The 21,700-nt window shown below is 67.5% G+C and carries 14 protein-coding genes; 4 read left to right on the top strand and 10 right to left on the bottom strand.

Translation table 11 applies throughout. The annotated features are described in order from the left end of the window. Positions 1-445 precede the first annotated feature (445 nt). Positions 446-1,798, top strand: a complete 1,353-nt coding sequence (locus tag G6N66_RS17635) for a salicylate synthase (RefSeq protein ID WP_085235414.1) — start codon at positions 446-448, stop codon at positions 1,796-1,798. A gap of 1 nt (position 1,799) precedes the next feature. Here G6N66_RS17635 and G6N66_RS17630 read toward each other — a convergent pair whose 3' ends face one another. From G6N66_RS17630 to G6N66_RS17600, 7 genes are read right to left on the bottom strand one after another with little or no spacing between them, the layout of a single operon-like run. Beyond that, a complete protein-coding gene (locus G6N66_RS17630; RefSeq protein WP_085235413.1) occupies positions 1,800-2,705 on the bottom strand; it encodes a MerR family transcriptional regulator in 906 nt (301 codons plus the stop codon). A gap of 12 nt (positions 2,706-2,717) precedes the next feature. Beyond that, positions 2,718-4,223, bottom strand: coding sequence for a flavin-containing monooxygenase (locus tag G6N66_RS17625; RefSeq protein WP_085235412.1), 1,506 nt, complete (start codon positions 4,221-4,223; stop codon positions 2,718-2,720). A gap of 3 nt (positions 4,224-4,226) precedes the next feature. Then, on the bottom strand, positions 4,227-5,135 hold the full coding sequence (locus tag G6N66_RS17620; protein WP_085235442.1) for a ferritin family protein: 909 nt from the start codon (positions 5,133-5,135) through the stop codon (positions 4,227-4,229). 37 nt (positions 5,136-5,172) lie between these two features. Continuing rightward, entirely contained in the window at positions 5,173-6,024 is an 852-nt protein-coding gene (locus G6N66_RS17615) for an SDR family NAD(P)-dependent oxidoreductase (RefSeq protein ID WP_085235411.1), read from the bottom strand. Between the two features lie 2 nt (positions 6,025-6,026). Then, positions 6,027-7,037 carry an alpha/beta hydrolase gene (locus G6N66_RS17610; protein WP_085235410.1) on the bottom strand — a complete coding sequence of 337 codons (1,011 nt, stop codon included), beginning with the start codon at positions 7,035-7,037 and terminating at the stop codon, positions 6,027-6,029. A 60-nt stretch (positions 7,038-7,097) separates the two neighbouring features. Further along, entirely contained in the window at positions 7,098-7,457 is a 360-nt protein-coding gene (locus G6N66_RS17605; RefSeq protein WP_085235409.1) for a nitroreductase/quinone reductase family protein, read from the bottom strand. Continuing rightward, positions 7,457-9,064, bottom strand: a complete 1,608-nt coding sequence (locus G6N66_RS17600; RefSeq protein WP_232079346.1) for a (2,3-dihydroxybenzoyl)adenylate synthase — start codon at positions 9,062-9,064, stop codon at positions 7,457-7,459. The genes G6N66_RS17605 and G6N66_RS17600 overlap by 1 nt, the downstream gene beginning before the upstream one ends. Positions 9,065-9,229: 165 nt before the next feature. Here G6N66_RS17600 and mbtG point away from each other — a divergent pair, with 165 nt between their 5' ends. Then, positions 9,230-10,513, top strand: coding sequence for an NADPH-dependent L-lysine N(6)-monooxygenase MbtG (mbtG, locus tag G6N66_RS17595; RefSeq protein ID WP_139825445.1), 1,284 nt, complete (start codon positions 9,230-9,232; stop codon positions 10,511-10,513). A 16-nt stretch (positions 10,514-10,529) separates the two neighbouring features. Here the strand turns inward: mbtG and nbtC are convergent, their stop codons facing one another. From nbtC to G6N66_RS17580, 3 genes are read right to left on the bottom strand one after another with little or no spacing between them, the layout of a single operon-like run. Then, positions 10,530-13,526 carry a nocobactin polyketide synthase NbtC gene (gene nbtC / locus G6N66_RS17590; RefSeq protein ID WP_085235407.1) on the bottom strand — a complete coding sequence of 999 codons (2,997 nt, stop codon included), beginning with the start codon at positions 13,524-13,526 and terminating at the stop codon, positions 10,530-10,532. Further along, entirely contained in the window at positions 13,523-14,833 is a 1,311-nt protein-coding gene (locus tag G6N66_RS17585) for a beta-ketoacyl [acyl carrier protein] synthase domain-containing protein (RefSeq protein WP_085235406.1), read from the bottom strand. The genes nbtC and G6N66_RS17585 overlap by 4 nt, the downstream gene beginning before the upstream one ends. Continuing rightward, positions 14,815-15,567: a thioesterase II family protein gene (locus G6N66_RS17580; protein ID WP_085235405.1), complete on the bottom strand. Its 753-nt coding sequence runs from the start codon at positions 15,565-15,567 to the stop codon at positions 14,815-14,817. The genes G6N66_RS17585 and G6N66_RS17580 overlap by 19 nt, the downstream gene beginning before the upstream one ends. A 111-nt stretch (positions 15,568-15,678) precedes the next feature. On the opposite strand from G6N66_RS17580, the gene G6N66_RS17575 reads away from it, so the two are divergent. After that, positions 15,679-16,617, top strand: a complete 939-nt coding sequence (locus G6N66_RS17575; protein ID WP_085235404.1) for a methionyl-tRNA formyltransferase — start codon at positions 15,679-15,681, stop codon at positions 16,615-16,617. 49 nt (positions 16,618-16,666) lie between these two features. Next, positions 16,667-21,691, top strand: a complete 5,025-nt coding sequence (locus G6N66_RS17570; RefSeq protein ID WP_085235440.1) for a non-ribosomal peptide synthetase — start codon at positions 16,667-16,669, stop codon at positions 21,689-21,691. Positions 21,692-21,700: the final 9 nt, after the last annotated feature.

The following is a 21,700-nucleotide window of genomic DNA, read 5'->3' as shown; positions in this document are numbered from 1 at the left end:
CCTCCCTTGACTGGTGCGTTTGATCACGGCAAGCACCGTCCGCGAGTGTTGGGAACCACGGACATCCCGATGACCGTGAAAAATTTAGCTCCGCCCTTTCCGTTGCGCCAATCGGGCAAACTCGGAAAAGCGCCGGAAGAAGCCGCGTTCACAGGAATGACTGACCAAGCAAAAGCCCTGGTCAAAGCCGCTTTCGTGGCCTCGTCAAGCGAGGTTTCGGACAAATTCAGTGTGAGTTTCCTGTGTATTGACTGTACGGCCAGCGAGCGGTCGTCACAGACCGAGGGCGTGCCCCGCGTTTGCCCAGGATGGCCGGATCGCTTTTGCTTTCGCGGTCGTCGTGGTGGCTGTTTGCCGGTGCAAGACGCGGCCGGCTGTCTGGTCGCAGTTGCTGGTGGCGGGGGGGTTGCGCGAAACTAGATAGGTTAGGCTAAATTTACTAGCCGTGACCGATGTCAGCATCAAGCCAAGCCCCGAGGACACCGCGTCACTGTCGGTACCGCTTCCGGACCACATCGACCCCGCGGATCTGGCCGCCGAGCTGGCGGTGGTGCTGCCCGAGCGGGCCGGCGAGGAGTACCTGCTCTACGAGCGTGACGGTCAGTGGGTCCTCGCCGCCGGTGTGCTCGCGATGGTCGAGCTGGACAGCGACGAATTGCGTGTCATTCGCGACGGTGTGATTCAGCGGCAGCATTGGTCGGGTCGCCCGGCGCCGGTGCTGGCCGAAGCGGTGGACCGGCTGTTGCTGGAGACCGACGAGCTTTACGGTTGGGTTGCCTTTGAATTCGGTGTCTACCGCTACGGGTTGCAGGAACGGCTGGCGCCGCGAACGCCGCTGGCTCGAATCTTCTGGCCCCGCACCCGGATCATGCTGAGCGACAACAAGGTTCAGCTATTCGGCGCCGGGCCGGACCAGCTCGAAGTGGTGCGCGGATTGCTCCGCGACGGCGTGCGGGCAGTGCCGAAAGCCCGCGGCGTTGATGTCGCGGCCGACTCGTCCGGCTATCGGGATCGGGTTGCGGCCGCCGTTCGCGAGATCGCCGACGGTCGCTACCACAAGGTGATTTTGTCTCGCCGTGTCGACGTGCCTTTTTCGCTGGACTTTCCGTCCACGTATCGGCTGGGACGCCGGCATAACACCCCGGTCAGGTCGTTTTTGTTGCGGCTGGGCGGGATTCGTGCTGTCGGGTATAGCCCGGAGATGGTCGCCGCGGTCAGCCGCGATGGTGCGGTGATCACTGAGCCATTGGCCGGCACCCGCGCACTCGGTCGTGGTTCGGCGCTTGATCGTGCGGCGCGTGACGACCTAGAGTCAAATGCCAAAGAGATTGTGGAGCATGCTATTTCGGTGCGTAGCTCGCTTCAGGAGATCACCGAGATCGCCGAACCGGGCACCGCGGCCGTCACCGATTTCATGACAGTCCGCGAGCGTGGGAGCGTGCAGCATCTCGGCTCGACGATCAGCGCGCGTCTGGACCCGTCGAGCGACCGCATGGACGCGCTGGAGGCGCTGTTCCCGGCGGTCACCGCGTCCGGTATTCCGAAGGCCGCCGGGGTCGAGGCCATCCTGCGCCTCGACGAAGGTCCACGCGCTTTGTATTCCGGTGCCGTCGTGGCGATTTCGTCGGATGGCGGACTGGATGCCGCACTGACGCTGCGCGCGGCCTACGAACAGGATGGCAGCGCCTGGCTGCGCGCCGGCGCCGGCATCATCGAGGCGTCCGAACCCGAGCGTGAATTCGAAGAGACCTGCGAGAAGTTGTCCACCCTGGCTCCGTATCTCATCGCCCGTCAGTAGCTCACGGGGTCGGCGCGGATTGAAGGTAGTCGGCCAGGATCCGACTGACCAGCGACTCGATGTTCGACTCGATCGACGACGCCAGGGTGGCGGTGACGGTTGCCACGGCTTGCGTGCGGAACCGGACCAGCATGGTGAGCAGCTCGGCGATCTCGGCGTCGGCCGGCAGCGGCTGGCCCGGCTGTACCCGGTCGAGGACGTGTTCGGCTCCGGCGCGCACCAACAGGTCGCTGATCTTGTCGATCTCCGGCACGATCTGCTCGTGCAGGTCGATTAGCTTGTCCAATTCGACGCCGTAGCCCCGGATCTCGTTGAACGCCTCGATCAGCTTGGGCCGGACGACGGTGGCCCGTGCCCCGTCGACTCGGATCAGCTGCAGGGCTACCAACCGCTCGAATGCACGCGCGTCGTCGACCAGCCGCGCGGCGTCGGCGAGTGGCATTGTCTCCGGCTTCTCGGTGGTCCAAGTCCCGACGATGGCCGATTCCAGGCCGAGAACATCCCCGAGGTTTTTGCCTTCCTCCCACGCGCTCAGCATCTCCTTCACATGCGCGATGTTGTAGCCGCGGTCGAGCATCGAGGTGATCAGGCGCAGCCGCGTCAGGTGGGTGTCGTTGAACAGGGCGATACGGCCGACACGCAGTGGCGGCGGCAGCAATCCGCGATCGCGGTACACCCGGATGTTGCGCGTCGTGGTGCCCGCCAGTCGGGCCAGATCGTCGATCCGGTACTCGCCGGATGCCGCGAGCTCGTGCGGGTTGCGCACCGCGGCGTCGAACAGCTGCGACACCGCGGTCTCGACGAGTTCACGAAACTCGCGGGACTGCCGCCGGACGCGCTTGGGCGCGCGGCGGACGTTGTGCAGCACGCTGGCGACGGTGCCGGGTTCGGGTCGTTTCGGTGCCATGAGCGTGCGGCGTCAGGCCGACGTGGCGGCCACGGCGGGCGCGTCGCGCGTGACCGCCCGATAGTCGGCGAACCGGAAATCCTTCATCTGGCGAAGATACTGCGTCGCGAACCCCGGATACATCGACCCGTTGAAGCCGTCCTTGGTGAGGTACCAGCTGCGGCAGCCCGACATCCATGTCGTCTTGGCCAGGCGCCGCTGGATGCGTTCGTTATGGCGGCGCTGGACGTCTGCGCGCACATCGAGGTAACGCAGGTCGTGGTCCAGGATCGTTCGGATGGCTCGGACGGCATAGTCGAGCTGACCCTCGACGTAGACGAGCAGCGAGTTGTGGCCGGGCCCGGAGTTGGGCCCGGTCATGAAGAACAGGTTCGGGAAGCCGTGCGCGTTGATGCTCTTGTATGCCCGTGCGCCGTCGGCCCATTCGGCGGCCAGCGACCGGCCGTTGAGCCCGGTGACGGGGAACGGCGGCCCGGTCAGGTGAACGTCGTAGCCGGTGGCGAACACGATGCAGTCGAGGTGGTGTTCGATGCCGTCGCTGGTGCGGATGCCGACGGGGCTGAGCGTCGCGATCGGCCAGTCGATGAGCTTGCAGTTGTCGCGCTGCAGCGCCCGGTAATAATCGCTGGAGACCAGCATGCGTTTGCAGCCCGGGGTGAAGTCCGGTGTCAGCTGCCGGCGCAGCCACGGATCCTTCACCTGGCTGCGTAGGTGGGCCCGCCCCAGGCGCGCCACCAGCGATGTCAGGGGAGTGTTCCACACCAGGGCCGTGGCGCTGGCCTCGTGACCCCAGAACAGAGCCTCGCGCGCAAGTTGTTGGGCGGCAGGAACTTTCGTGAACAATTCCTGCACGGCGCGCGGCGTCGGGAAGTCCAGCCGCGGCAGCACCCAGGCCGGGGTGCGCTGGAACACCTTGACGAACCCGGCCTGCTTCACCAGTTCGGGGATGATCTGGACGGCGCTGGCCCCCGTCCCGATCACGGCTACCCGCTTGCCGGTGAAGTCGTAGTCGTGGTCCCAGCGGGCGCTGTGCATCTTCGTGCCCTGGTAGCTGCCCAGGCCGCGGATGTCGGGGAAGGCGACGTCCGACAGCGGGCCGGACGCCAGCACAACGGTTCGCGCGCGGAAGCGCTTGCGGTTGCTGGTCTTTGCGGTCCAGACGCCCGCGGCCTCGTCGAAGGCGAGCTCGCTGACCTGGTGGCCGAACCGGATGCGCCGGCGAATGTCGAACCGGGTCGCGAGGTCCTCGAGGTGGCGGCAGATCTCCTGGGCCGGCGAGTATGCCCGCGACCACGTCGGGTTCTTGACGAACGAATACGAGTACAGCAGCGAGGGGATGTCGCAGCTCGCACCGGGATACGTTGTGTCGCGCCAGGTTCCGCCCACGCGTTCGGCGCGCTCCAAAATGACGAGATCGTCGGGGCCGTCCAACCCGGCCTCCGCCAGCCTGATCGCGGCTCCGAGCCCGGTGAAGCCGGCTCCGACGACGAGCGTCGCGTATATGTGTTCGCGCGCCATCGGTTACGCCGCCGGCTTGTGGGTCAGTTCCCGCGACCAGCTGGGCACCGGCTTCAGCAGCGGCCTGGGGTAGAAGTCCGACAGCCACACCATGGAGTTGGCCAGCAGCTGGTAGGGATGGCGGGGGTTGACCACCATCGCGGCGTGCCGTTTGAGCACCTGGTAGGCGGGCACCCGCCAGGTTCGCTCACCGCGCTCACCGAGTTGCTTGAAGCGCTTGACCGCGTTGTACAGCCGTTCGGGCTCCATGCCCATCCCGGCCATCTCGTTGCGGACCCGGTTGAGCAGCGGGACGTACATGACGGCGCCGATGATGAGGCCGGGCGAGGCGACGTTGCCGATGAATTCGATGGCCAGGCGGCGCGCCTTCGCGTGCCCGATCATGTCGAGGACCTCGAAATCGACTGCGATGTGCCGGGATTCGTCGTTGTTGATCTTCTCGAACACCTGGTGGCACACCGGGTCCTCGACGGTGTCCAGGAGGAACTTCAGCAGCGCGCCGTCGAGGGCGACCTCGAGCATGGGGATGACGGTGCCCAGCACCGACAGCGGCATGTCGTCGGAGTACGTGTCGAGCCATTGGATGGCCAGGCGGATGTTGACGTTCGGCTTCGGGAGTTCACCGTCGTCCAACATGTCCCAGCGCTTCATCAGCGCCAGTTCGGCGTTGGCGTGGCGCTGCTCCTCGGCGTGGAAGTAGCGGTAGATCTCCGCCAGCGTCGGGTTGGGCGCCTTCTTGGCCAGCGCCGCAAAGCCTCGGGCGCCGATGTTCTCGATCCAGCACAGATCGGCCATGAAAGCCTTGAGCTTGGGCCGGAACTCGGGCCGGATGGTGTTGGCGCCGGGGGCATCCCAGTCGATGTCGGCGAGCGCCCACTGGCGATCCTTGATCTTGGCGAGCATGGTTTCCATGTCGAGACTGTTCCGGACCACCGGAGCCCCCCTTCCGTCAGTTCCCGGCCGCCCGGGAGATCAGCCCGACCCCGCGGGTATATGCCTGCGGGGCAAGACGTTTGATGCTCCAGCCGATCTTGGAGTCGACCTGCGGCATGCAGTACAGCTCGCCACGGTCGTTCGCGTCGAGGCACATCCGGGCGACCTTCTCCGGCGAGAAGCCGATCCAGCGCATCAATTTGTGGGCCAGCTCCCCGGCCTCCTCGCTGATGCGCCCGGTCTCGACGATGTTTGTCTTGACGAACGTCGGGCACAGCACGGTGACCTTGATTCCGGTGCCGGACAATTCGGCCGCCAGGGTCTCCGACAGCGACACCACGCCGGCCTTGCTCACGTTGTACGGCCCCATGCCGGGGGCGGCGCCGAACGCCGCCGCCGAGGCGACGTTGATGATTCCCCGTGGCTTGCCCGGGGCTTCACGCAAAATCGGGGCGAACACGTGACAGCCGTGGATGGGGCCCCACAGGTTGATGCCCAGCGTCCACAGCCAATCATCCAGCGGCGTTGCACCGATGGGCGTGCCGCCCGCACCCACGCCGGCGTTGTTGATCACCAGGGTCGGCGGCGCGCCGAACCAATCCCGCGACCGGTCGGCGAGCTCGCGCACGTCGTCGAACTTGGACACGTCGCAGCGGACGGCCACCGCGTGGGCACCCAGTTCGCCGATCGCGTCGGCCGTCGCCTGGGCGGCGGCTTCGTTGATGTCGCTGCACACCACTGCGCCGCCGCGACGGCCGAGTTCGACGGCGAACGCCGCACCGATCCCGCTCCCCGCGCCGGTCACCACCGCCGACGCGCCGTGGCTGGTCTTCGATCGTCCCAGCAGCTTGTCCAGTGGCCCAAGCATTTTCAGCCCGCCTCCTCGGCGAGCGCCCGCGCGTCCTGCAACGCGTGGGCGATGAACCGCGCGACGTAGGCCATCGCCTTGGCCGCCTCCGGCGTCATCCGCGGCAACGCCTGAAAGACGTGCACCTGATGTGGCCAGATCTGCAGCTCGCAACGACCGCCCGCGGTTCGGATGTCGGCGTCGAGTTGGCGCGCGTCGTCCTGCAGCATCTCTGCTCCGCCGGCCTGGATCAGCGTCGGCGGAAGGGGCGGGCCGCCAGCAACATTCAGCTTCAGCCGATGGTGAGCCGGATCGACGCCGTCCTGGTAGAGGCCGACCAGACGCATCGCGCCGGCTGCGCTGCCCGCGGGATCTCGTCCTAGCCGTTCGCGTTCGAGGCACAGCGCGAAGCTGAGGTCGTACAGCGGCGAAAACAGCACCTGCGCGGCCGGCGGGTTCGCGGCGACTTCTCGCTGCAGGAGCAGGTCGACGGACAGGTGGCCGCCCGCGGAATCGCCGGCGATGACCAACCGTTTCGGCGATATGCCGCAGGTACTGACCAGCCAGTCCCAGCCGGCCCGCACATCGTCGGCGGCGGCGGGGAAGCGATAACGCGGCGCCAGCCGGTAGTCGAGGGAGAACACCGGCAGGCCGGTCAGCGACGACAGCCAGGACGTCAAGCGGCGGTGGGTTTTTGCCGAACAAACGGCGAAGCCGCTGCCGTGCACGTAGTAGATGACGCCCGCGCTGGTCGAGGACCGGGGAATCCCGCTTGTCGGCGTGCGTGGGCCGTACACCCACTCGCCCTTGACGCGACGCCCGTCGGGCTGCTTCGTGTCGACCTGTTCGACGCGGGTCCCGGCCAGCGAGGGCCCGAGCGTGCCCATGATCCTGGCGACGATCTGCCGCGACAGCCAGATCCCCCAAGCCCGTTCCGGCGGGATCAGCCCGGTGATCGGTCGCACCGTGAGGGCGCTGACCGCCGCGGCGGCGCGAGAGCGCAGCGACCCGCGGGCCGGAACGACGTCGTCCATGGGATGGAGTCAATACCAAATGGTGACATTAGTCAATGTCACATTTCGGCTCGGCAAGCGTCAGCTGTTCAGCCGCACCCTGACGGTGACGCCGCCCTTTTCGTCCCGCGTGGCGACCGCGTGCCCGGCGCGATCCTCGTCGTTGATGCGCAAGGTGAGCGGCGCCCCGTCGTCGAGGAAGTTGCGCCACCATGTCTTCGCGTCCGGCATGCCGACGCCGATCACCACGTCGTCGCCGGAGCGGCGATAGGACACCGGGATGCTGAACGTGCGTCCGGACCGACGTCCGGTGTAGGTCAGCATCGCGATGTTGCGGTTGATCAACCTGCCGAAGCGGGGGGAGTTGGCCAGGGCGGCTACCGGCGCATTGAACAGGGGCGCGCCGCGCAGCACCAGGCGGCCGAGGTTTTCTAGCTGCATTACCCAAGTATGGCGCGGGCGATCGCGCGTTTGTCGACCTTGCCGACCGGCGTCGTGGGTAGCGAGGCCATCGCGACCAGCATGTCGGGCCGTGCGTGCGCGGCCACGCCGCGCTCGTCGAGATACGCGTTGACCTCGGCAAGGGTCATCGGCGTCCCGGCGAAAACGATTGCCGCGCAGATCTTTTCGCCGAGGTCGGGGTCGGGCAGGGGGACCGCGGCGGCCGACCAGATGCCCGCGTGCGTCAGCAGCGGCTCTTCGATGCTTGCCGCGGAAATGGTCTCACCGCAGCGGCAGATGACGTCCTTGGTCCGGCCGGTGACCACCAGGTAGCCGTCGTCTCGGAGGCGCACCAGGTCGCCGCTGCGGTAGAAGCCGTCGGGATCAAAACAGCGCTGGTTGTCGCGCTCGGCGCGAAAGTAGCCGTTGAACGTGTACGGCCCGCGCACCAGCAGTTCGCCTTCTTCGCCGGGCGCCACCGGATGCCCGTCGGCGTCGACGACGCGCAGCTCGTCGGCCGGGCACAGTGGCCGGCCCTGGGTCTGGTCAACCAGATCCGGGGGGTCGTCGAGGCGGGTGAAGTTCAGCAGTCCCTCCGCCATGCCGAACACCTGCTGCAGGCCGGGGGTCAGCGCGGCGCGGATCAGTCGGGCGTCCTCGGCCTCCAGCTTGGAGCCGCCAACTTGTAAGAGCCGCAACGAGGTTGGTGTCACGGGCTCCCAGTCGCAGGCCCGCGCCCACAGCTTGGCCAGCGCCGGCACCAGCGCGGTGACGGTCACCCCGTGCCGTTGGATGGTGGCGAATGCAGCCTCCGGGCTCGGATCGCTACCGAAAACGGTTGTGGCGCCGACGGTCATCGCCCCGAGGATGCCGGGGCAGGCCAGCGGGAAATTGTGCGCGGCGGGCAACGCCACGAGATACACGTCGTCTTCCGTCAGCCCGCACAGCTGGGCGCTTGCGGTGGCGTTGTAGACATAGTCGTCGTGGGTGCGGGGGATCAGCTTGGATGCGCCGGTGGTGCCGCCCGACACCAACAGCAGCGCCGGGGACGCCGTGTCGGCGACCACCGTGGGCGGGTCGCCGGCGGGCAGCGCCGCCCCGTCGATAACGACATGGCGCAGTTGCGGATGCGCGTCGACCAGTTGCTCGGCCATGGTCCGGTAGTCGAAGCCGTTCGCCGTGTCGGCGATCACCAGTCCGACGGCACCGCTGACCTCCGCGAAGTGGCTGAGTTCGGCCAACCGGTGGCCGGGCAGGCACATCACCGGGATGGCGCCGGCGCGCAGCAGGCCGAACAGGGCGACGGCGAAGCGTCGCGTGTTGGGCAGTTGCAGCAGCACCCGGTCGGTGGGATGGATACCCAGGGCGGCGAAACCGCCGGCGGCTTGATCGGCCAGCCCATCCAGTTCGCGGTAGGTGTGGCAGCCCGTGTCGTCCACGACGGCGATGCGGTCGGGCCAGGTAGTCGCGGCATCGCGCAGCACGGAGTCGACCGTGCGCCCGGTCCAGTAGCCGGCCGCGCGGTACGCGGCGGCGCGCTCGGGCGGGAAACCCACGAATCCATCCGTACCTGCGGTTTCGGACGGCGGAGGCGGGTTTACAGGCACCTCGGCGGGCTCCCTCGGGGCAGGCATGGACTGGCTTGCGCCATAGGGTAGCGTACACAAAAGTTAGGACAGCCTGAGCTAAGCTACCCGACGGAGGTGGGTTGTGGTTGGCGCATCGTTCGCCCGGGTGCATTCCCGCTGTCGCGTGCGACGGGCGGGGGCGCGGTGAGCCGAACGGTAGCGATCGTCGGGGCCGGCGCGAAGGCGGTGGCCGTGGCCGCGAAGGCGACCGTGCTGCGCGACATGGGTGTCGACGTTCCCGAGGTGGTCGCCGTCGAGCGCACGGGCGTCGCGGCCAACTGGCGCGCCGGCGGTGGATGGACCGACGGACGGCAGCGGTTGGGCACCAGCCCGGAAAAGGACATCGGCTTCCCGTATCGCTCCAACTTGGTGCCGGGCCGCAACACCGAGGTCGACGAGCGGATGATGCGGTTCAGCTGGCAGTCGTATCTGGTTGCGTCGGATCAATTCGTGGGCTGGGTGGACCGGGGCAGGCCGGCGCCGACACACGACACCTGGGCTCGGTACCTGCGCTGGGTTGCCGACGAGGTGGGCCTGAAAGTCGTTCGCGGCGAGGTACTTCGGATTTCGCTCGACGAATCGCGCTGGGTGCTGGGCACTCAGGACTCGACCCTGAGCGCCGACACGCTGATGATTACCGGTCCGGGCCAACCGGAACGGTGCATCCTTCCGGGTGACCCGCGCGTGTTGTCGATCGCGCAGTTCTGGGAGCGTGCGAACAGCCACGACCGGATCGTCGCCGAAAACGTGGCGGTCATCGGCGGCGGGGAAACCGCGGCATCGATGCTCAACGAGCTGTTCCACCATAGGATTTCGACGATCACGGCGATCTCACCGCAGGCGACGCTGTTCACCCGCGGCGAGGGCTTCTTCGAGAATTCGCTGTTTTCCGACCCCGCCGGGTGGCGCAGCCTCACGCCGGCCGAGCGGCGTGAATGCATCGCCCGCACCGACCGTGGGGTGTTCTCCGCGCGGGTCCAGGAGTCGCTGCTGGCCGACGAACGGATCAAGCATCTGCGCGGGCGGGTCGCGCGGGTGGCCGACCGCGACAACCGGATCTGGATCACGCTGAGCACCGACACCAACGGAGAACCGCGCGAGATGCTGCACAACTTCGACCTGGTGATCGACGGCTCCGGCGCCGACCCGCTCTGGTTCGTGCCGCTGCTGCAACAACCCGCGATTGATGCGCTGACGCTCGGTCTGGGCGGGCCGTTGACCTGCGAGCGGCTGGAGGACTCCATCGGCCACGACCTGGCCGTTACCGGGGTGCTCCCGAAGCTGGTGTTGCCCAACCTTTCCGGCGTCAACGAAGGGCCGGGATTCCCGAACCTGAGCTGCCTGGGATTGCTGTCCGACCGCGTGCTGGGCGCCGAGTTGGTTGCCGGCGTTGTTCGCGAGCGTAACCTGGCCGCGAATTTCGACTGAGTTCTCCGCAGTGTGGTTACGCTGGCGGAGCGCCACCGAGCTTCGCCAGCACGTCCGCGATCGATGCCCCGCCCAGCAGATCCGCCACCTCTAGGTCGTAACCGAACTCGGCCTTCACGCGGCGGCGCAGCTCCAAGGCCTGCAACGAATCCAGGCCGATCGCGACCATCGGGGCGGTGAGGTCGATGGCCTCGGCACGGTCCTCGCCGAGAGCGGTGGCCAACATGGCCAGCAGCCGTCCCGAGATATCCGAATCCGCAGGGGCGGGCTGGATTTGGACGGGTGAGCCAGTCAACTGGGATATCAAAGGACCATAGCCGTAGGCCTCCAGCACCGGACGGGCGAGGTCGAAGTCGTACGCCAACACGATGGCGTTCCCGTGGAATTCGGATAGCCCCACCGCGAGCGCGTCGGCCGGGGTCATGGGAATGACACCGATCGCGGCCAGTTGCGCCGTGCTGGTCTCGTCGAGATCGAAGTGCACCGTCCACTGACCCCACTGCACCGAAACGCAGTCCAGGCCCTCGGCACGAAGCCGATGCGCCATGGCGTCGAGCATGCGATTGGCCGCCGCGTAGACGATCTGGCCGCGACCGCCGATCGTCGCCCGCGCCGAGGAGCACAGCAAGACGCGGCAGTTGTCGGTACGCGGACACGTCTCGAGCACCCGGGCGATGCCGACGACCTTGGCCCGCATCGCCTGGTCGACCTTTTCGACGGTGATGTCGGCGAGCTCGATCGCCGAATAGTCAACGGCGGCATGGATTATCACATCGGCCGCGGGGCCCTCGGCGGTCAGTCGTGCCACCGCCGCCTCGTCGCCCACGTCGCACCGGACGACTCGAATGTCGGTGTCCGTGGACGAACGGATCTCACGCAGCCGATCACCGACGGCAGTCTCACCCGATCTGCTCACCAGCGTGATGCACCGCGCACCCCGCCGTGCGAAGTGACCGCAGAACTCGAGGCCGAGATTGCCGGTGCCCCCGATGATCAGGACATGGTCGGGCGGGTCACCAACAGCCGCGACGGTGTCACCCGGTGCGATCCGCTTCGCGTACAGCCCGCCGTTGCGCAGCGCCAGCTCCGGCTCGTCGCCGGTGTGCAGCGCGGCGAGGATTCCGTTGGCGGCTTCGGATGCGGTGGCGCCGACGGGCAGATCGAGGTGTTTGAATCCCACGCCCGGATGATCGGCGCCGATGCTACGGAAGCCCGCACTCACCGCCGCATGCACGGGATCGGGCGGCGCGTCGTCGGCCACGGCCGCCTCGCCGCCCACCGTCACCAACCAGTAGTCGGCGATCGCGCCGTCAACGCCCGGCCACCACGTGCGCTGCGATAAAAACGATGCGACCTCGGCCGCGGCGGCGTGGTCGTCCAGCTTCGGGGTTTGCGGCAGCAGGATCACGACGGTGTCGAGAACGGTTGAGCCGCTGTCGATCACGCGAGCCGTGGCGCCGATGTCTCCCGCCGCGCGGCACACGGCGGCGGACAGTTCGGCGCAGGCACCGGTGTGATCGACGATGCCGATGGCGCGCGGCGGCACCAGTGAGCGCTGCGACAGCCGCACCCACTCCTCGACGAACAGTCGCGCCTTGGGTTCGGGGGTCGGCTCCGGCGTCGGCAGGCCAACCGGGCGGTAGAGCTGCCACAGCCGGGTGTCTTTCATCCGGGTGTTCGGGAAATCGAGCAGTGGCAGTCGGGCGGCGCCGTCGGGCTCGGTGCCCAGGCATTCCCACGGGTAGTCCAGGTCGTTGACGGCCAGTTGCGCGAGATTGCGGGTGAACTCGCTCAGATCGGTGGCCGTCCGCAGCGAGGTACCGACCACCAGCGCATCGTTGGAAGCGGCCGCGAGGTTCTCCTGGATCGCCAATTGCAGCGTGGGGTGCTCCGCCAGTTCGACGAAGGTGTCGATGCCCGCGGCCAGCGCCGCGGCGATCGCCTTGTCGAATCGAACGGTGTTGCGCAGGTTCCAGAACCAGTATTCGTCGGCCGGCAGGTCCGAAGTGATGGGTCCGCCGAGAGTGCTGCCCAGGCAGTCGATCTCGGCATCGAGGAACTTCGGATTTTGCAGTTCGCGCCGCGTAGCCGCGCGCACCTTTTCGCCGAGCCCGTTGATCAAGCTGGTGTGCGCCGGATATTGCACGCGTATGGCCCGGGCGAACGTGCCTCGCGCCGCGAACGTGTCGATGACATCCTGGACCGTCTCCCGGTCGCCGGAAATTCCGACCATGCCCGGTGAGTTGATTCCCGACAGCTGTGCCCAACCCGGGCAACGCGCCAGCACGTCTTCGCAGGCGTCGCGGTCCGCGGCGACGACAGCCATTGCGTAGTCGCCGGATTCGAATTCGTCGGCGGCTGTCGCGCGGATGCCGACGACGCTGACCGCGTCGGCCAACGTGATCGCGCCGGACACGTACGCCGCGGCGATCTCGCCCTGGCTGTGCCCCAGGGTGATGGTCGGCGTGATCCCGAACGAGCGCCACATCGCGGCCAACCCGGCCATCTGGGTGAACAGCGCCGGTTGGACGGTGCCGGCGTCATCGTCTGGCGAAACATGCTCGTCGAGAAGATAATCCAGCGGAGATTTGCCGAGCCGGTCGGCGAAGGCCTCGGCGCAGCGCTCGACTTCTTTCCGAAACGCGGGGACCGCGTCATAGAAGACCCGGCCCATCCCGGGTCGTTGGCCGCCCTGCCCGGGGAAGACATAGGCGAGTTTTCCTGCCCTGGCGGCGGTTTCGGTGCGGACCAGGCGAGGATGTTCCGCGCCGTCGAGAACGGCCCGCAGCGCGCCGAGCAAGTCGTCGCGGTCGGTGACCATGGCCAGCGCCCGGTGCCGACGAGCGACCCGCGTCCGGAACAGTATGTCGGCGATCTCCTGCGGAGCCACCTCGGGATGGTTGGCGGCATAAGCGAGTAACGCCGCCGCCTCGTCGTGCAGCAGCTCGCGGCTATCCGCCGATACCAGAACGGGAGTCCGCTGGTTCGGCAGCCGGTAGGTCAGCGGCTTCATCCGCTCACCCCCGCGGGCATGGCGATGATGGCGTGGGCGTTGGCGCCCCCGGCGCCGAACGACGAGGCCGCCCCGTAGCGGATACCGTCCTTGGGTTCCCAGGCCTGTAGTTTCGTGGCCAGTCGCAGCCCCGTCGAGTCCCAGTCCACCGTCTTGGTTGGGTTGTCCGAGAACAGGGTTGGCGGAATCTGGCCGTGCTGGCCGGCCAGCAGCAGCTTGGTCAGCCCGAGCATGCCCGACGCCGCCTGCGCGTGCCCGACGTTGGACTTGATCGAACCCAGCAGCGCCTCGGATCCGGCCGCGCCGTAGGTGGCGAACAGGGCGGTCAGTTCCTGTGGGTCACCCGCCAGCGTGGCGGTGCCGTGCCCCTCGATCATGCCGATGTCGGCCGCATCGATTCCGGCGGCATCCACCGTCTTGCTGACCAGTTGCGCCTGCGCCCGGGTGCGGGGGACCAGGATCGGCTTGCCCTTGCCGTTGTGGTTGGTGCGGATCGCCATGATGCGCCCGTAGATTCGGTGCCCGAGCTGACGGGCCCGTGATTCGCGTTCGACGACGACCATTCCCGCGCCTTCGCCCCACACGGTGCCGGTGGCGTCGTCGGAGTAGGCGCGGCAATGCCCGTCCGTCGAGATGGCGTTGAGTCGGGAGAACTCGTAGAAGGCCGTCGGTGCGCCCAACACGCATACCGCGCCGGCCAGCGCCCAGTCGCACTCGTCCAGCTGAATCGCGTTGGCGGCCAACTGCACTGCGGTCAGCGACGACGCGCACGCCGTATCGATCGATATCGACGGGCCAATTAGCCCGAGGCAGTGCGAGATCCGACCCGCGCCGCCCAGTTGTCCCATGCCGACGGTCCGGAACCCGGTGTAGTCGTCGGTCGTCGTGGTGCGTTGGCCGTACTCGGTCATCGACATCCCGACGAAGCAGCCGGCCTCGGCGCCCTCGAGCGTCGCGGGATTGATCCCGGCGTTCTCCAGCGCCTTCCACGCCACCCGCATCGCGACCCGCTGCTGCGGGTGCATCACCATCGCCTCGTGATCGGTCAAGCCGAAGAAGGACGCATCGAATGATGCTGCGCCGTCCAGGAATCCGCCGGAGTCGCAGACCTGTCGCCAACCCTCTTCGACCCGGGAAGCGGACAGGAGATCGTCGACGGTCCACCCGCGATCGCGGGGAAACGGGCCGAGCAGCTCGCGCGCCTCGGTGAGGGCCGACCACAGGGCGCCGGGGCTGTCGATTCCGCCCGGCGCCTCGACGGCCAGGCCGGAGATGACGATCGGGTCGGTCACGCGGATTGCCCGCACTGCGCGCTCGACGCCAACAGCTCGGCGACGGCATCGATGTGCGACTGGAGGTAGAAGTGCCCGCCGTCGAACATGGTCACCTTGACGGTGTCGGTGTGTTTGCCCCAGCCATACAGGTCGCCGAGGGTGATGTAGGGGTCCTGATCCCCGCCCATCGCGTGAATCGGGGTGACCACCTTGATGTCGTCGGCGCAGGAGTACGCGTCGAAGGCGTCGTAGTCGGCCTTGATGACGGGCAGCGCCAGCCGCATGAGTTCGCGGTTGGCGATCACATCGGAATCGGTGCCCTCCAGCGCCGCCAGATGGTTGAGGATTTCCTCATCATCCTTGGGGTGCGCTGGCTTGTCCGCGGCGTTGCTGGGGGCAACGGCGGCGGAGGCGTGCAGATGCCGCACCTCGATACCGTTGGCTTCGGCGAGCCGGACGAACTCGAAGGCGACCAGCGCGCCCATGCTGTGCCCGAACGTGACCACCGGAACGGCGCGGTCGTGATCGGCGAATTCGGTGAATGCGCCCGCGGCGATCTCCCCCAGCGAGCCCAGCGCGGGTTCGGTCGCCCGGTCCTGGCGCCCCGGATATTGAAAGACGATGACGCTGAACTTCGTGCTCAGGACCTTCGAGAAGTCGCGGTAGGCCGATGCGCCGGAGCCGGCGTGCGGAAAGACCAGCAACGGAATGCTCTCGGGCGAGGCCGGTTGGTGGAACTGCCTGATCCACCCCAGCGTGCGCGGCATTGCACCACCTCTCGATCACCTCGGTTCGACGGCCGCGGGGCGCCCCGAACTTAGCGAAGGCTAACATAAGCTGTTCCCGCGGTGCCGAGGAAGCTGGAAGGGTTCATTCGAATGCGGATCGTCATGTTCGGGTTTCAGACCTGGGGGTATAAAACCCTGCGGGCTCTGATCGACCTTGACCACGAAGTCCTGCTCGCGGTCACCCATCCGGCCAGTGCGGACTCGTATCGGGCCGTCTTCTCGGATTCGGTGGAGGAGCTGGCGCGGGCGCGCGGCATTGCGGTCCATCTCACCGAGCGAGTCGACGCCGAGACCATCGACCTGGTTCGGCGCGCGGCGCCCGACGTCATCGTCGTCAACAGCTGGTACACCCGGATGCCGCCGGAGCTATACAACCTGCCGCCGCACGGCACGCTCAACCTGCACGACTCGCTGCTGCCGAAGTTCACCGGGTTTTCCCCGGTTTTGTGGGCGCTGATCAGTGGTGCATCCGAGTTCGGCCTCACCGTGCACCGAATGGACGACGGCCTGGACACCGGCGACATCCTGATCCAGCACGCACTACCCATCAAACCCACCGATACCGGCACCGAGCTGGTGCTCCGAGGCATGGACCTGATACCCAGTGCGCTGCGGGATGCGTTGAGCGCGTTGGAGTCTGGCACCGCGGTCTGGCGCCCGCAGAACAAGGCCGAACGGACCTACTTCCATAAGCGGTCCGAGCGCGACAGTTTGATCGACTGGGGCTGGCCCGCCGAGGATCTGGAAAGGTTCGTGCGTGCGCTGTCCGCGCCGTACCCGCGACCGTTCACTTTCTATCGCGGGGAACGCATCGAGGTGCTCGAAGCGCGGGTCTCCGAGGCTTGCTACGGCGGGACGCCCGGCCGGGTGATCGTGCAGGAGGGTGGTGGTGCGGTGGTATCGGGGCCGGAGGCATATCGCGGCGGCAATCGCGCCCTGGTGGTCACGTTGGTCCGCACCGCGGATGGGGTCGAACGCCGCGGCGACGAGTTCTTCGTGCGCGGCGGATATCTGAACGACCGGATCTGATCCGACGAAAGTGAGACCGACGATGCCGGACAGGGCAGAAACGGCGGCCGTGGTGGACGAAGCCAAGACGATGCAGGAGCGCCGCCGCGAACTGCTGCGTCGACGCATCGCCGAAAGCGGCATGGCCGCAGCCGAATCGGCGCGCCGGCCCGAGATCCACGCCGGCGAACGCTATGCGTTGTCGGCCGGCCAGCGTCGGATGTGGTTTCTGCAGGCCATGGACCCCGCCGACGTCACGCTCAACATCTGCGTTTCCTATCGGCTCACCGGCGCCCTGGACGAGGCCCGCCTGCACTCGGCTCTCGGTGATGTCGTTGCACGCCATGCCATTTTGCGCACCGTGTACGGGGTGGACAGCGAAGGCGAACCCTACCAAGTCTTTTCCGACAGTGTTCAGATCGGTTGGCGAACCGACGATGTGACGGCGCTCCCCGCGGCCGAACAGCGGCATCGGATCGAGGCGCTGGCCCGAGAAGAGTTCGGCCGCCCATTCGACCTGACCACCGAGCCGCCGCTACGGGCGACCCTGATCCGCAGCGGCACGGACGATTTCGTGCTGCTGCTCACGGTGCACCACATCTGTTGGGACGACGATTCGTGGGACGTCTTCTTCGGGGAACTCAGTGCCGCTTACAACGGTGACCAACCAAGCACGCCCGCGCCACAGTTCGTCGCCGTCGAGGTGCTTGAATCCCCTTCGGAACCCGGCATCGCCGACGTCGGCTACTGGGCCGACGTGCTGCGCCCGTCACCCGAACCGCTGGAGCTACCCGGCGTCAGAGCCGCGCACCCGTCCAGGCGAGCCGAGCGCCGAACCCGGATTCTGCCCGCCGACCTGTTCGGCCGGGTGGAACGCTTCGCGCGCGAGCAGGCCGCCTCGCCGTTCATGGTGCTGCTGGCTAGCTTCGGTGTGTTGGTGCGCCGCTACACGGGCGCAACGGATTTCCTGGTTTCGGTACCGGTGACGGATCGTGGAGCTTCGGCGCAGGCCGCCATCGGGTACTTCGGCAACACGCTGCTGCTACGGATCTCCCCACGACCGCACGACACCTTTACCTCCTTCGTCCAGGCGGTGCGCGAGACATGCCTGAACGGCTTCGCCCATCAGTCCGTCGGCATTGATCGGGTGGTGCGCGAGATCAACCCGGAGCGCATGGGACACGACGGCATGGATCACCTTGTCCGCCTTGGGTTTAGCATGCGAAAAAGCACGAGTGGCCTTGCGTTGGACGGCGTTTGCGTGCGACAGCTGGAGCTGGGCGCGGTAACCGCACATCTTCCGCTTGCGCTCGCGGTGGTGCTGAACCCCGACGGCGTGCTCGTCGAGTTCGAATACCAGACCGACGTGCTGAGTGCCCCGCTCGTCGATCAGATGCTGGCGCACTACGTTTCGCTGCTGGACAACGCCGTCAGTGCCCCGGATCGCCGCATCACCAGCCTGGACATGCTCGACAGCGGCGAGCGGGAACGCGTCCTGCAGCAGTCGCACGGCGACCTGGTTCCGATGCCGGCCACCACGATGGTCGCCATCCTGGAATCGGCGGCGGCGGCCAAGGCGGACGCGGTCGCGCTGGCTTCCGACGAGGAACAGCTGACGTATGCCGAGCTGCATCGGCGCGCGAATCGCCTGGCGCACTGGATGATCAATCAAGGGTTCGGCCCCGACGATATCGTCGGCCTGCGCATGACCACCTCGATCGAGTTCGTCGTGGCGATGCTCGCCGTGCTGAAGGCCGGCGCGGCGTACCTGCCGATCGACCCGGCCTACCCGGACGAACGCATCGAATACCTGATCTCCGACGCCGATCCGAGAACGGTCATCGGGCGCGGCGAATTCGACGCGGCGGAAAGCGAAGCGGCACGGTTGCCCGACGTCGCGCCCACCGACGACGACCGTCGGCGTCCGCTGCTTCCCGCGCACCTGGCCTATGTCATCTACACCTCCGGCTCGACCGGCCAGCCGAAAGGTGTGGCGGTCTCGCACCAGGCGATCGCCGAGCATGTCGAGTCTTTCGCCGCCGAATGGAGCATGACCGCCGAAGACATCCTGTTGCAGTCGTCGTCGGTGAGCTTCGACGCCTCGCTGCTGGACCTGTTCATCACGTTCGTGCTTGGCGCCCAGCTGATCGTGCCCCGGCCTGATGCGTTCAGCGACACCGCCTACATCTCCGACCTGATCAGCCGCCACCGCGTCACCGTGCTGCACATGGTGCCCTCGATGCTGAGCACCTTGTTGCTGCTGCCGCAGATCCGTGACGTCGATGCATGGCGCCAGCTGCGCCACGTGCCGGTGGGCGGAGAAGCGCTACCGGGCGAGGTGGCCGAGAAATTCGCCGGCTATTTCGACGCGGAATTGCGCAACCATTATGGTCCGACGGAGGCGGTGGTCTGCTCGACGCACATGCAGGTCCAGGGCCCCCAAGGCAATCGCGTGGTGCCCATCGGGGTGCCGAACCGCAACGTCTACGCCTATGTGCTCGACGAAGAGTTGCATCCGGTTCCCGCCGAGGTGATCGGTGAGCTCTACCTGGGTGGCGTCCAGTTGGCGCGCGGATACCTGGGGCGTCCAGGTCTGACCGCCCAGCGATTCGTTCCCGATCCGTTCAACCCCGGCATGCGCATGTATCGGACCGGAGACCTGGTCCGCCGCAACATCTCCGGCCAATTGGAATTCGTCGGGCGGGCCGACGAGCAGGTCAAGATCCGCGGCTTCCGCATCGAACTCGGCGAAGTCGAGGCCGTGATCGCGTCGCATCCAGCGGTCCGACACTGCCTCGTCGTCACCGAAGACTCCGAGGCCGGGCCGATGCTGGCCGCCTACCTGGTGCCGGTGACGGGGTCCGCCGAAATCGACCTGGACGAGATACGGGCGCACGCCGCGTCGGCGCTGCCGGAATACATGGTGCCCAACGCGTTTGCGGTGATCCCCGAGATCCCGTTGACCGTGAGCGGCAAACTGGACAAGCGGGCACTGCCCGCGCCGACCCCGGTGGCGGTGCGCGCCTACCGCGAGCCGGCGACGCCCACCGAACGCCGGATGTGTGCGATCTTCGCCGAATTGTTCGGCTGGGAGCGCGTCGGCGCCGACGACTCGTTCTTCGGGCTGGGCGGCCACTCACTGCTGGCGGCGCGTTTGGTCGCGCAGATCCGTGCCGAGTTCGGGGTGGAGCTGGCCGTGCGCGCCGTGTTCGACACCCCGACGCCGGCGGGACTGGCGGCCCGGTTGATAGAGCAGTTCCGCGCCGAGTTCGACATCGACCTCGACGAGATGGACGCCGGCGAGCAGCCACCGGAGTCCGCCCGCCCGCAACTCGCTCCGGCTGTGCGCCCGCAGCGACCTCCGTTGTCGTATTCGCAGCTCGCCGCGTGGTTGATGTACCGGCTGGAGGGCGCGCGCGACGGCTTCAGCATGCCGTTGGCCCTGCGCTTCACCGGTCCGCTGGACATCGCCGCGCTCGCCGAGGCGCTCAACGACGTGGTGGCGCGGCATGAGTCGCTGCGCACCAATTTCGCTGAGCACGAAGGTGTTCCGTACCACATCGTGCATCCCGCGCTGCGGGTGGAACTGCCGGTGAACCACGTCAGCGCGGACCGGCTCGACGAGACGATCGCCGAGCTGCGCCGGCACGTGTTCACCCCCGAGTCCGGACCGCTCATCAAGGCCACCCTGTTGGCGCTGGGTTCCGACGCGCACGTGCTGGTCATACTGGTCCACCACATCGTCAGCGACCACGCCTCACTCGGCATCCTCTTCGACGACCTCGTCGTGGCCTACCGTGCCCGGCTCGAGGGCCAGGCCCCGCACTGGGCCGTCCTGCCCGCCCAGTTCGCGGATTACGCTCTGTGGCAACGGCAGGCGTTCGATGCCGACACCGAATGGGGACGGGCCCAACTGGCGTACTGGCGTGCCGCGCTGGCCGGCCTGCCCGACGAGATCGCGGTGGCGGCCGACCATTCGCGCCCGCCGGTCATCGGAAAGGTCGGGGAGGTGGTGAGTTTCATGGTGTCGGCCAGTCGCCGCGCCGCCCTCACACAGCTCGCCGAGCAAAGCGGCGCCACCGAGTTCATGGTGTATCAGGCCGTGCTGGCGGTCCTGCTGCACAAGCTCGGCGGCGGCGCGGACATTCCGATCGGCAGCCCGGTCATCTCCCGGGTCGACCCGGCCACCGACCACCTGGTCGGCCTGTTCGCCAACATGGTGGTGCTGCGCAACGATCTAACCGGCGACCCGAGTCTGCGGTCCCTGGTGGGCCGCAGCCGCGACGTGGTCCTCGATGCGTTCGCACACCAGGAACTGCCGATCGAACGCCTGGTTGAGGCGCTCAACCCGCCGCGGTCGCGGTCCCGGAACCCGCTGTATCAGACCATGATTCACTTCCGCGGCGAGGACTGGGCGCTGGTTCCCCGTGACCTCACGACGACGGGCGATACCACGGTCGTTCCGCTTCGGATCGACTTCGAGGTGTCGCTGCTGGATCTCGACGTCGGCATGAACGTAACACCCGACGGGGAACTCGACGTGCGGATCGTCGCCAATGCCGACCTGTACGAGCCGCGCACGGCCGCGCGCATCGCCGACGCCCTGAACGCGGCGTTCGACGCGTTCGCGACGACACCGGACGCCGCGCTGTCGGCCGTGGAGTTGTTGCCCGCCGCCGAAATGGACAGGCTGCTCGCACCGCCGACCCCGAAACCCGGTGCGCCGTCACGGCCTGCCGCCGAGCCCGCAGAGGCCTCCGAGCCCACGCTGCGGCTGCTGATCACCTCGTTGGAGGAGTTGCTCGACATCAGCGGCGTCGACGCGGAGGACAACTTCTTCGCCCTCGGCGGTGACAGCATCATCTCCATCAAATGGGCGGCCCAGGCCAACGCGAACGGGCTGGCCATGACCCCACCGATGGTGTTCGAGAACATGACCATCGCCGAGCTGGCCGCGGCGGTGGACGCCGCCACCAACCAGCCTGCGGCCCAACCGAATCCGGAACACGAGCAGCAATACACGCCGATGAGCGCGTCGGGCCTGAGCGCCGACGCGCTGGCCGAGCTGACCGCGTCCTGGGAACAACAGTCGTGAGGCCGCGTT

This window comes from Mycobacterium conspicuum, assembly GCF_010730195.1.
GTDB classification, from domain to species: domain Bacteria; phylum Actinomycetota; class Actinomycetes; order Mycobacteriales; family Mycobacteriaceae; genus Mycobacterium; species Mycobacterium conspicuum.
This window is presented reverse-complemented; position numbering and strand designations above follow the sequence as displayed.